General features: G+C 77.3%; 1 protein-coding gene. It reads left to right on the top strand.

Annotated elements, in window-relative coordinates; genetic code table 11:
- The first annotated feature begins 364 nt into the window (after positions 1-364).
- Positions 365-12,679 carry an SDR family NAD(P)-dependent oxidoreductase gene (locus ACLJQE_RS07645; RefSeq protein ID WP_410639154.1) on the top strand — a complete coding sequence of 4,105 codons (12,315 nt, stop codon included), beginning with the start codon at positions 365-367 and terminating at the stop codon, positions 12,677-12,679.
- Positions 12,680-12,682: the final 3 nt, after the last annotated feature.

The raw sequence follows: 12,682 nt of genomic DNA, 5'->3' as shown, positions 1-12,682 counted from the left end.
GACCTACCCGTTCCGGCGCCGGCGGTTCTGGTGGCGCCCGCCGGCGGGGGCGGGGCGCGCCACCGATCCCGCGGCGGGCCTGCGCTACGAGATCGCGTGGTGGCCCACGACGACCGACGGCGCCGCACCGCTTTCCGGGACGTGGTTCGTCGTCGGCGGCGAGGACTCGCCGTGGCGTCCGCTGCTCGTCGCGGCCCTGTCGGCCGCAGGCGCCGACGTCCGCGAGGGGGACCTTTCGCCCGAGGACGAACCGGCCGGGGTCGTCTCCCTGCTCGCCCTCGACGACCGCCCGGACCCGGACCACCCCGCGGTCCCGGCGGGTCTCGCCAGGACACTCGCCGCGGTGCGGGCCTTCGGCTGTCCGATGTGGAGCGTCACGTCGGGTGCCGTCGGCACCGGCGCCGACGACCCGGTCCGCGCGCCCCGCCAGGCCGCCGTCTGGGGCCTCGGCCAGGTGGCCGCGCTGGAACAGCCCCGCCGGTGGGGCGGGCTCGCCGACCTGCCCGAGCAGCCGGTCGCGCAGGCCGCGCGGCTGCTGGCCGCGGTGCTCACCGGAACCGAAGACCAGGTCGCCGTCCGGGCCTCCGGCGTCTTCGCGCGGCGCCTGGTGCGCCCGGTCCCGGCGACGCGGACCGCGTGGCGGCCGCGGGGTACCGTCCTGGTCACCGGCGGCACCGGCGCGCTCGGCCGCCGGGTCGCGCGCTGGCTCGTGGAAAACGGCGCCGCGCACGTCGTGCTGGCCGGCCGCCGCGGACCGGCGGCCCCGGACGCCGCGACGATCACCGAAGAACTGGGGGCGGACCGGGTCACCGTCGTCGCCTGCGACGTCACCGACGACCGCGCGGTGGCCGGCCTGGTCGCGTCGGTCCCGGGCGCGGAGCTGACCGCCGTCGTCCACGCCGCCGGAACCGGCGGGTTCGGGCGGCTGGCCGGGATCGGCCCGGCGGACCTGGCGGAGGTGTTCCGGGCGAAGGTGCTGGGCGCCGAAGTCCTCGACCGCGTCCTCGGCGACCGGCCGCTGGACGCCTTCGTGCTGTTCTCCTCGGCCGCCGGGGTCTGGGGCGGTGCGGACCAGGGCGCGTACTCCGCCGCGAACGCCTGCCTCGACGCGCTCGCCCACCAGCGTCACGCCCGGGGGCGGGCGGCGACGGCGGTGGCGTGGGGCCCCTGGCCCGGCGGCGGCATGGTCACCGCGGCGTTCGAGACGGCCCTACGCGCCCGCGGGTTCACCCCGCTCGACCCCGGCGTCGCGCTCGACGCCCTCGCGGCGGCCGTCGGCGGCGGCGAGCCGGCCACCGTCGTGGCCGACGTCGACTGGACCACGTTCGCCGCGCTCTACACGATGGCGCGGCCGAGCCCGCTGCTCGGCGAGATCGCCGAAGCCCGCCGGAACACCGAACCGGGACCGACCGCTTCCGCACTCGGGCACCGCCTGCGCGGGCTGCCGGAAGCAGGGCAGCACGACCTGCTGCGGACGGTGGTCCGCACCCAGCTCGCCGCCGTCCTCGGGCACGACGGGCCGGCGTCGGTGGCCGCGGACCGGCCGTTCTCCGAGCTCGGGCTGGACTCGCTCACGGCGGTCGAGCTGCGCGACCGGCTGGCGGCCGCGACGGAGCTCGCGCTGCCGGTCACGATCGTCTTCGACCACCCGACCGCGACGGCGCTGGCCGCCCACCTGCGGAACGCCGCGCTCGGCACGCGTGCCGCGGAAGCGGCCGCCGGGGCTCCGGCGGCCGCGGACGAGCCGCTCGCGATCGTGGGCATGAGCTGCCGGCTGCCCGGTGGCGTCGAGGGACCCGAAGACCTGTGGCGGTTGCTGGCCGGGGGAGGGGACGCCGTCGGCGAGCTCCCGGCCGACCGCGGCTGGGACCTCGACGCGCTGTACGACCCCGACCCGGACCGGCCGGGCACCAGCTACGTCCGCGGCGGCGGGTACCTGACCGGGATCGACCGGTTCGACGCCGACCTGTTCGGCATCGCGCCGCGGGAGGCCCTGGCGATGGACCCGCAGCAACGGCAGCTGCTCGAAGCCACGTGGACGGCGCTCGAGCACGCCGGCATCGCGCCGGACTCCCTGGCCGGCAGCAGTACCGCGGTGTTCGCGGGCATCCAGGTGCCCGACTACTGGACACCGGACCGGATCCCCGGCAGCCTCGAGGCCTACCAGGTGACGGCGGGGGCCCCGAGCGTGGCGGCGGGCCGGATCGCCTACACCTTCGGCCTCGAAGGCCCGGCGATGACGGTGGACACCGCGTGCTCGTCGTCACTGGTCGCACTGCACCTGGCGGCGCGTTCGCTGCGCGCGGGGGAGTGCTCCCTGGCGATCGCCGGCGGCGCGACCGTGATGACCACCCCGGCGGCGCTGCGCAGCCTCAGCCGGCAGCGGGCGCTTTCGCCGGACGGCCGGTGCAAGGCGTTCTCGGACGACGCCGACGGGTTCGGCGCCGCCGAAGGGGTCGCGGCCCTGGTCGTGGAGCGGCTCTCGGACGCGCGGCGGCACGGCCACCGCGTGCTGGCCGTGCTGCGCGGTTCGGCGGTCAACTCCGACGGCGCCAGCAACGGGCTGACCGCACCGAACGGCCTGGCCCAGCAACGCGTCATCCGGGCGGCGCTCGCCGACGCGGGACTGTCCCCTGCGGACGTCGACGCCGTCGAGGCGCACGGCACCGGCACCCGGCTGGGCGATCCCGTGGAAGCGCTGGCGCTGCAGGAGACCTACGGTCGTGACCGCCCGGGTGACCGGCCGGTCCTGGTGGGGTCGCTCAAGTCGAACATCGGGCACACGCAGGCGGTTTCCGGCCTCGCGGGCGTGATCAAGACCGTGCTCGCGCTGCGGCACGGCGAACTGCCCCGCACCCTGCACGTCGAACGGCCGTCGTCCCACGTGGACTGGACCCGCGGCGCGCTGGCGCTGCTGGCCGAACCGGCGCCGTGGCCGTCGGCCGGACGGCCACGGCGGGCCGGGGTCTCGTCGTTCGGCATCTCCGGCACCAACGCCCACGTGATCCTCGAACAGGCGCCGGCCGACCCGGAGCCGCCCGGGCCGGCGCCGGCGGGAGTGGTGCCGTGGGTGCTGAGCGGGGCGACCCCGGAGGCCGTCCACGACCTGGCCGGCCGGGTGCGGTCGTTCGTCGCGGGGCACCCGGAGCTGACGGCGCGGGACGTGGGCCGGACGCTGGCCGCGCGGTCCGCCCACGCGCACCGGGCCGTCGTCGTCGGCGAAGGCCGCGAAGAACTGCTGGCCGCACTGGCCGACGTCCGGCCCGAACGGGCGGCCGGAGGGAAGCTGGCGTTCCTGTTCACCGGTCAGGGCAGCCAGTACCCCGGAATGGGCCGCGAACTCCACGAGCAGTTCCCGGTGTACGCGAAGGCCTTCGACGAAGCGTGTGCCGCGGCGGGCCTCGACCCCGCGGTGGTGGCCGACGGCGACCGGCTCGGCCGGACGGAGTTCGCCCAGCCGGCCCTGTTCGCGCTGGAAGTGGCGCTGTACCGGCTCTTCGAATCGTGGGGACCGCGCCCCGACGTCGTCGTCGGCCACTCCGTCGGGGAGATCGCGGCGGCGCACGTCGCCGGCGTGCTGTCGCTGACGGACGCGGCCACGCTGGTCGCGGCCCGCGGGCGGTTGATGCAGGAGCTGCCCGAAAGCGGCGCGATGGTCGCCGTCGAAGGGACCGAGGACGAGGTCCGGGCCGCGTTGACCGGCGAGGCCGCCGTCGCGGCGGTGAACGGCCCGGACGCCGTCGTCGTCTCGGGTGCCGCGGACGTCGTCGAGGCGATCGCCGCGGGGTTCGCCGCGCGGGGCCGCCGGACGAAACGCCTGCCCGGCGCGCACGCGTTCCATTCGCCGCTGATGGCACCGATGGCCGAGCGGTTCCGCGCCGTCGTCGCGAGGCTGGAGTTCGCCGAACCCGTCATCCCGCTGCTTCCGGCCGCGGCCGGAAACCCGGCCACGGCGGACTACTGGGTGGACCACGTGCTCGGCACCGTGCGGTTCGCCGACGCGCTCGGGCGGCTCGGCGCCGACGGCGTCACCACCTGCCTGGAGATCGGCCCCGACCGGGTGCTCTCGGCCCTCGGCCCGGCGATCGACCCCGACCTCGAGTTCGTGCCGGCGCAGCGGGCCGACCGGCCCGGCGCGCGGACGGCGGTCGCGGCCGCCGGCCGCCTGCACGGCCTCGGCCACGACGTCGGCTGGGCGCGGCTGTGCGCCGGCGGCCGGTGGGCCGACCTGCCCGCGTACCCGTTCCGGCACCGGAGCTTCTGGCTGGCCCCCGGCCGGGGACCGGACCGCGCCGGGCACCCCTTGGCGGGCACGATCGTCCGGCTGGCCGACGGGGACGGCGCCGTGCTCAGCGCCACGCTGTCGGCGACCGCGCCCGGCTGGCTCGGCGACCACACGATCGGCGGGACGACGCTGGTGCCCGGCACCGCCGTCCTGGAGCTGGCCCTGCGGGCCGCCGGCGCCGCCGGGTGCGCGGCCGTCGAGGAGCTCACCCTCGAGGCCCCGCTCGTCCTGCCGGGCGACGGCGACGTGACCGTCCAGGTCCGGGTCGGCGCGGCGGACGAGGCCGGCCACCGCCCGCTGACCGTCCATTCCGGACGGCCGGACGCGTGGACCCGGCACGCCACCGGGTCCGTCCGCCCCACGGGCGGGGAGCCCGGCGGCTTCGACGGGCGTCCGCCCGCCGGTGCGGAACCCCTTGTCCTCGACGGGCTTTACGAACGGCTGGCCGCCTCGGGGTACGGCTACGGTCCCGCCTTCCGCGGCCTCACCGCGGCGTGGCGCCAGGGCGACGACGTCTACGCCGAGGCGACCCTGCCGGAAGAACTGCGGGACGACGCCCGGAACTTCGCCCTGCACCCCGCGTTGCTCGACGCCGCGCTGCACGCCCTCGGCCTCACCGGCCGGCTCGACGGCGGGACCCCGGTGCCGTTCGCCTGGCGCGGGGTCTCCGTCACCGGACCGGGCCCCGCGGCCGTCCGCGCGCGGCTCCGCCCCGTCGCCGGGGACGCCGTGTCGATCCACCTCACGGACCCCGAAGGCCGTCCGGTGGCCACAGTGGACTCCCTGGTCCTGCGGCCGCGCACCGCCGCGCCCGGGGACGGCCTGCTGGAGCTGGACTGGGTCCGGGTCACCCCGCCGAAAGCCGCCGGCCCGCGGTTCGTGACGGCCGGCGACCTGGCCGAGCTGGCCGGCGCACCGGTGCCCGACGTCGTGGTGGTCCCGGCGGGGGAGCCCGCCCGCGTCCTCGCGGTGTGCCAGGCGTGGGCGGCGGACGACCGGTTCGGCGCCGCGCGGCTGGTCCTGCACACCCGGAACGCGACCACCGACCCGGCCCAGGCCGCCGTCTGGGGGCTCGTGCGCGCCGCCCAGGCCGAGCACCCCGGCCGGTTCGTGCTGCTCGACACCGAACCCGACGGCGCGGCCGGGCTCCTGGCCGAGGCGATCGCCACCGGCGAACCCCAGCTGGCGGTGCGGGCCGGGGAAATCCTGGTGCCCCGCCTGAGGCGGGTGCGCACCGACAGCGACCCGGCACCGCCGCCGGCCGGTCCCTGGCGGCTCGACGTCGTCCACCAGGGCCGGCTCGACGGGCTCGCCCCGGTCGCGCACCCGGCCGCGGCCGCACCACTGGCCCCCGGGCAGGTCCGGGTGGCCGTCCGCGCGGCGGGGCTCAACTTCCGCGACGTGCTCAACGCACTGGGGCTCTACCCCGGCGAGGCCCCGCCGCTGGGCATCGAAGGCGCGGGCGTCGTCACCGGAACCGGCCCCGGCGTCACCGGGTTCGCCGTGGGCGACCGGGTGCTGGGCCTGCTGGACCACGCCTTCGCCCCGGTCGCCGTCACCGATCACCGGAAGCTGGTGCGGATGCCGGCGGAGTGGACGTTCGCCGAGGCGGCGGCGATCCCGGTCGTCTTCCTCACCGCCTGGTACGGGCTGCACGACCTGGCCGGGCTGCGGGCGGGGGAGAAGGTGCTCGTGCACGCCGGGGCGGGCGGCGTCGGGATGGCGGCGATCCAGCTGGCGCGCCACCTCGGCGCCGAGGTCCACGCGACCGCGAGCCCGGGCAAGCACGACGTGCTGCGGGCGCTGGGCGTGCCGGAAGGGAACATCGCCTCGTCGCGGACCCTCGACTTCGAAACCGAGTTCGCCGGTGCCGGGTTCGACGTCGTGCTGAACTCGCTGTCCGGCGAGTTCGTCGACGCGTCCCTGCGGCTGCTGCGCGACGGCGGGCGGTTCGTCGAGCTGGGCAAGACCGACGTCCGGCCACCCGAAGAGCTCGCGGCCACCCGGCCCGGCGTGACGTACCGGACGTTCGACCTGACCGAACCCGGCGCCGACCGGATCCGGGAGATGCTCCTCGAACTGCTCGGCCTGTTCGCCGACGGCGCACTCCGTCCGCTGCCCCTGTCCACTTGGGACGTCCGCGGCGCGGTCGAGGCGTTCCGGTTCGTCAGCCAGGCCAAGCACGTCGGCAAGGTGGTGCTCACCGTGCCGTCGGCTCCGGCGCCGGACGGCACGGTCCTGATCACCGGCGGCACCGGCGCCCTCGGCGGCCTCCTCGCCCGGCACCTGGTCGCCGAGCACGGAGCGCGGCACCTGCTGCTGACCGGGCGGCGCGGCGCGGCGGCGGCGGGCGTGCCCGAGCTGGTCGCGGAGCTGACCGGGCTGGGCGCGTCCGTGACCGTCGCCGCGTGCGACGTCGCCGACCGCCGCGACCTCGCCGCGCTGCTGACCGGCATCCCGGCCGAACACCCGCTGACGTCGGTGATCCACGCGGCGGGCGTGCTCGACGACGGCCTCGTGGCGACGATGACCCCCGACCGGCTGGACCGGGTGCTGCGGCCGAAGCTCACCGCGGCGCACCACCTCGACGAGCTGACCCGCGGCACCGACCTGGCCGAGTTCGTGCTGTTCTCGTCGGCGTCGGCGTTCTTCGGCGGCGCCGGGCAGGGCAACTACACCGCCGCCAACGCGGCCCTCGACGCGCTCGCGGCGCGCCGCCGCGCCGCCGGGCTGCCCGCCGTGTCGATCGCCTGGGGCGCGTGGGCCCACGACGGCAGCATGACCGGGCGGCTCGGCGCGGCCGACCACGCCCGGCTGGCCCGGGCCGGCCTGGCGGCGCTGTCCGACGAGCGGGGGCTCGCCCTGTTCGACGCGGCGCGCCGGCTCGACCGGCCGTTCGTCGTGGCCGCGGACCTGGACGTCGCGGCCCTGCGGCGGGGCGGCGAGGAGATCCCGCCGCCGCTGCGGGGCCTGGCCGGGACCACCCCACCGCGGACGACCGGACCGCCGTCTCCGCACACCCGGCCGGCCGGGCCGGAGGGGCTGCTGGAGCTGGTCCGCGCGCAGGTCGCCGCGGTCCTCGGGCACACCGGAGCCGCGGAGGTGGCGCCGGACAAGGCGTTCAAGGACCTCGGGTTCGACTCGCTGAGCTCGGTCGAACTGCGCAACGTGCTGTCGGCGGCCACCGGGCTGCGGCTGTCCGCCACCGTCGTGTTCGACCAGCCGACCCCGGTGGCGCTGGCGGCCCACCTCCACGCCGAGCTGTCCGCGGCGGCCACCCCCGTCGCGCCCGCGGCCCTCGAGGTTCGCGAGACCGCCGACGACCCGGTCGCGATCGTCGCGATGAGCTGCCGGCTGCCCGGCGGCGTCCGGTCACCCGAAGACCTGTGGCGGCTGGTGCGCGACGGCGTCGACGCGGTCACCGGTCCCCCGGTCAACCGCGGCTGGGACCTCGACGCCCTCTACGACCCGGATCCCGACCGGCCCGGCACGACCTACGCGCGGGCGGGTGGCTTCCTGCACGACGCGGACGAATTCGACCCGGAGTTCTTCGGGATCAGCCCGCGCGAGGCGCTGGCCATGGACCCGCAGCAGCGGCTCCTGCTCGAGACGGCATGGGAGGTCTTCGAAGCGGCGGGCATCGACCCGGATTCGGTACGGGGGCAGCGGCTCGGCGTCTTCGTCGGCGGCGCGTCGCTCGGCTACGGCACCGACTCGCGGGAGTTCCCCGGCGAGCTGGAGGGCTACCGGCTGACCGGCAGCACGACCAGCGTCCTCTCGGGCCGGATCGCCTACACCTTCGGGCTCGAGGGCCCGGCCCTCACCGTCGACACGGCCTGTTCGTCGTCGCTCGTGGCGCTGCACCTGGCGACGCAGGCGATTCGCCGCGGCGAGTGTTCGCTCGCCCTGTCCGGCGGGGCGGCGATCATGGCGAACACCGACCTGTTCGTCGAACTGAGCCGGCAGCGGGGACTCGCGCCCGACGGGCGGTGCAAGCCGTTCGCGGCGGCCGCCGACGGGACCGCCTGGGGTGAAGGGGTCGGGATGCTGCTGCTGGAACGGCTGTCCGACGCCGAACGCCACGGGCACGAGGTGCTGGCGGTGATCCGCGGTTCCGCGGTGAACTCCGACGGGGCGAGCAACGGCTTGACCGCGCCCAACGGGCCGTCGCAGCAACGCGTGATCCGGGCGGCGCTGGCCGGCGCCGGACTGTCCACATCGGACGTCGATGCGGTCGAGGCGCACGGCACCGGCACCCGCCTCGGCGACCCGATCGAGGCGCAGGCGCTGCTCGCGACCTACGGCCGGGACCGGTCCGCCGACCGCCCGCTGTGGCTCGGCTCGCTCAAGTCCAACATCGGCCACGCCCAGTCGGCGGCCGGGGTGGCCGCGGTGATCAAGATGGTCCTGGCGCTGCGTCGCGGGGAACTGCCGCGCACGATCAACCTCGACGAGCCCACCCCGCACGTCGACTGGTCGCCCGGGACCGTGCGGCTGCTCACCGAACACACCCCGTGGCCGGACACCGGACGCCCGGCCCGGGCCGCGGTCTCCTCGTTCGGCATCAGCGGCACGAACGCGCACCTGATCCTGGAACAGGCCGCCCCGCCCGCCGGACCGCCCCGGACGGCGGCACCCGCGGGGCCGGCGCCGCTGGTGCTTTCGGCCCGGACCGAGGACGGCCTGCGGGCCCGGGCGCGTCAGGTCGCGACCGCGCTGGAGACCGCGGACCCCGCGGACGTGGCGCACACCCTGGCCCGGCTGCCGCGGTTCGAGCACCGGGCGGTCGTCCTGGCCGGCGACGACCCGGGCGAGGCACTGGCGGCCCTGGCCGACGGGCGTCCCGGCCCGGCGGTGGTGCGCGGCGTCGCCGGCACCCCGGGCCGCACCGTCTTCGTGTTCCCCGGCCAAGGCGGGCAATGGGCCGGCATGGGCGCCGAACTGCTCGACCGGTCGGCCGTCTTCGCGCGGCGGATGCGGGAGTGCGACGCCGCGCTGGCGGAGTTCACCGGCTGGTCGGTGCTCGCCGTTCTGCGCGGCGAGCCGGGCGCGCCGTCGCTCGACGACGTCGAGGTCGTGCAGCCCGCGCTGTTCGCCGTCATGGTCTCCCTGGCCGAGCTGTGGGCGGCCGCGGGCGTGCGGCCGGACACGGTGGTCGGCCACAGCCAGGGCGAGATCGCCGCGGCCTGCGTCGCGGGCGCGCTGTCCCTTTCGGACGCCGCGCGGGTGATCGTCTCGCGCAGCGCCATTTCGCGGGTGCTCATCGGCCGCGGCAGCATGGCGCCGGTCGCCCTCGGCGAGGCCGCCGCGACCGCCCTCATCGCGGACTGGGGCTCGCGGCTGTCGATCGCGGCGGTCAACGGGCCGAGCTCGGTCGCCGTCGCCGGGGACCTCGACGCGCTGCAGGAGCTCGTCGCCCGGTGCGAGGCCGACGGGGTGCGGGCCCGGTTGATCCCGGCCGCGTTCGCCTCGCACTCCCGGGCCGTGGAGCCGATCCGCGACGAGCTGCTCGCGGCGTTCGCGCCCGTCCGCCCCCGCACGGGCGAGGTGGCCTTCTGCTCGACGGTCACCGGGGACGTGCTGGACGGCCGCGAACTGGACGCCGGCTACTGGTACCGCAACCTGCGCCACCCGGTGCGCTTCGACCGGGCCGTCCGGGCGCTGGCCGAGCAGAAGCACACGACGTTCGTCGAGGTCGGCCCGCACCCGGTGCTGCCGGCGGCGATCCGGGAGATCCTCGACGAGCCGGGCACGCCGGCGCCCGTCGTGACCGGCACGCTCCGCCGTGGCGAGGGCGGTCTCACCCGCTTCCTCACCTCGGCGGCCGAACTGCACGTCCGGGGCGTTCCGGTCGGCTGGGACGCGATCCGGCCGGGCGGGCGACGGGTGCCGCTGCCCGCCTACCCGTTCCAGCGGCAGCGGTTCTGGCTGCGGTCGGGGACCGGCGCCGCGGACGTGGCGTCGGCCGGGGTGAGCCCGCTCGGGCACCCGCTGCTCGGTGCGGCCGTCGCGGTACCGGGCTCGGGGGCGGTGGTGTTCACCGGCCGGGTCACGGCGTCGGCCCCGCCGTGGCTCGGCGAGCACGCCTTGCGGGGCACCACGCTGCTGCCGGGCACCGCGGTCCTGGAACTCGCGTTCCGCGCGGGTGAACACCTCGGCCGCGACCGCGTCGAGGACCTCGTCCTGGCCACCCCGGTCGTCCTGCCCGAGCGGGGCGGCCTGCAGCTGCGGCTGGTCGCCGACGCACCGGACGCCACCGGCCGCCACGCCTTCCGGGTGCACACGCGCCCGGAGGACGCGGCCGCGGACGCCCCGTGGACGCGGCACGCCGAGGGCGTCCTGGCGGTGACCGAGGCCGCTCCACCGCCGCGAACCGGGCCGTGGCCGCCCGACGGGGCCGAGCCGCTGGACCTCGATGCCCTGGCCGACCTGCTCGGCGAGGCCGGTGTCCACTACGGACCGGCGTTCCACGGCGTCGCCCGGGCGTGGCGGCACGGCGACGCCGTGCTCGCCGAAGTCCGGCTGCCCGACCGCGAGGCGGCCGACGCCGGCCGGTACGGCATCCACCCCGCGCTGCTGGACGCGGCCCTGCAGCCGGGCGGCCTGACCTGGCCGGACGGCCCGGGCCGCATGCCGTTCGCCTGGTCCGGGGCCGCCCTGCACGCCGGCGGCGCGACCGCGGCGCGGGTCCGCCTTTCCCCGGCGGGCGAAGACGCGCTCGCGGTCGAGCTGAGCGACGAGAGCGGGCTCCCGGTGTTCTCGGCGGAGTCCCTGGTCCTGCGGCCGGCCGGACGGCTCCGCCCGGCCGGCCCCGACGTGCTCTTCCGGATCGGCTGGCCCCCGCTGCCCGCCCTTGGCGGGCAGTCCGTGCCGGACGGTGAGCTGCGGTTCTGCGACGACCCGGCGGAGGCGATCGCGTGGGCCCGCGCGGCGGGCGACCGCACGGTGGTGGTGGCGACGCGCGGAGCGGTCGCGGTGACCGACACCGAGCTGCCCGACCCCGCCCGTGCCGCGGTGTGGGGCGCGATCCGGGACCTGCGGGCGAACCACCCGGGCCGGATCGTGCTCGCCGACCTGGACGGCTCCCCGGACGCGGAGCACCTGGCGAAGGCGGCCGCGACCCTGGGTGAGCCGGAACTGGCGGTGCGCGAAGGTGCGGTGCACGTCCCCCGGCTGGAACGCGCACTGCTTTCGCCGGAGGAACCGGAAGCCTTCACCGGCACGATCGTGGTCGTCGGGGAGGCGACCGAGGTGCCTGGTTCGCCGGTTGAGGGTGAATCCGGTGTCGCATCGGGAGCATCGGTCGCTCCGGCGGCGGTGCCTGGTTTGCCGGCTGAAGTGCCGGACGGCGGGGCCGGTGTCCGGCCCGGCGCACCGGACTCTCCGGTCCTTCCGGCGGCGATGCCTGGTTTGCCGGCTGAAGTGCCGGACGCCGAGTCCGGTGTCCGGCCCGGCGCACCGGACTCTCCGGTCCCTCCGGCGGCGATGCCTGGTTTGCCCGCTGCGCCACCGGACTCCGAGTCCGGGGAGCCGCCGGCCCCGGCCGGTCTCCCTGCGGTGCTCCGGCTGCCCTCCTTGACCGGCTTCGCTCTTCCGCCGCGGATTCGCGGCGAGGTGGTGGTGGTCGCCGGGCCGGTCGAAGGGCCGGTCGCCGAGGCGCTGGCCGCGCGGTGGCGGGCCGGCGGGCACTCCGCGCGGGCCCTCACTTGGGGGCTTCCGCACGCGCCGCCGCCGGACGTACCGGTCGCGGAGCTCGTCGAAGCCGTCCGGCGGAGCGCCGGCACCGGGCTCGTGGCCGGGGTGCTGCCTCCTTCGCCGTCCGGGCCGGTGCCGCCGCTCCTGCGGAACCTCGTGCGCGCCACCCGGCGCGCCGCGCCCGCCGACCGGACGTGGGCTCAGCGGCTGGCCGCGCTGCCCCCGGCGGACCGCCCGGCGGCCGTCCTCGGCCTGGTGCGAGAGCAGGTCGCCGCCGTGCTCGGGCTGCCGAACCCCGCGCTGGTGCGCGACGACCGCGGCCTGCTCCAGCTCGGCTTCGACTCCCTGACCGCGGTCGAGCTGCGGACCAGGCTCGGGGAGCTGACCGGGCTCCGGCTGCCCGCGACCCTGGTCTTCGACTACCCGGCCGCGGCGGACATCGCCGGTCACCTCAGCAGCCTGCTCGTCCCGGACCACGGCGGAGAACCCCCGGTGGACTCCGAAGAGCAGGACTTCCGCGCCGCCCTGACCACCCTCGGCTACGCCCGGCTGAAGGAGGCCGGGCTCGTGCGGACCGTCCTCGACCTGGCGCGGGAACCGGCCACCGCGGGCTCGATCGACGCGATGGACGTGGCCGACCTGGTCCGGCTGGCCCTGGGCGGCGACGACGAATCCCGCGAACCCCACGACGAAACGTGAGCC

Origin of the sequence: Amycolatopsis sp. lyj-346, assembly GCF_046548975.1 — a bacterium.
GTDB lineage: Bacteria > Actinomycetota > Actinomycetes > Mycobacteriales > Pseudonocardiaceae > Amycolatopsis.
This window is presented reverse-complemented; position numbering and strand designations above follow the sequence as displayed.

What these genes read in the sequence shown, in the direction of transcription:
- ACLJQE_RS07645 (WP_410639154.1), top strand. Translation starts at nt 365, where the DNA reads ATGTGGAGCGTCACGTCGGGTGCCGTCGGCACCGGCGCCGACGACCCG.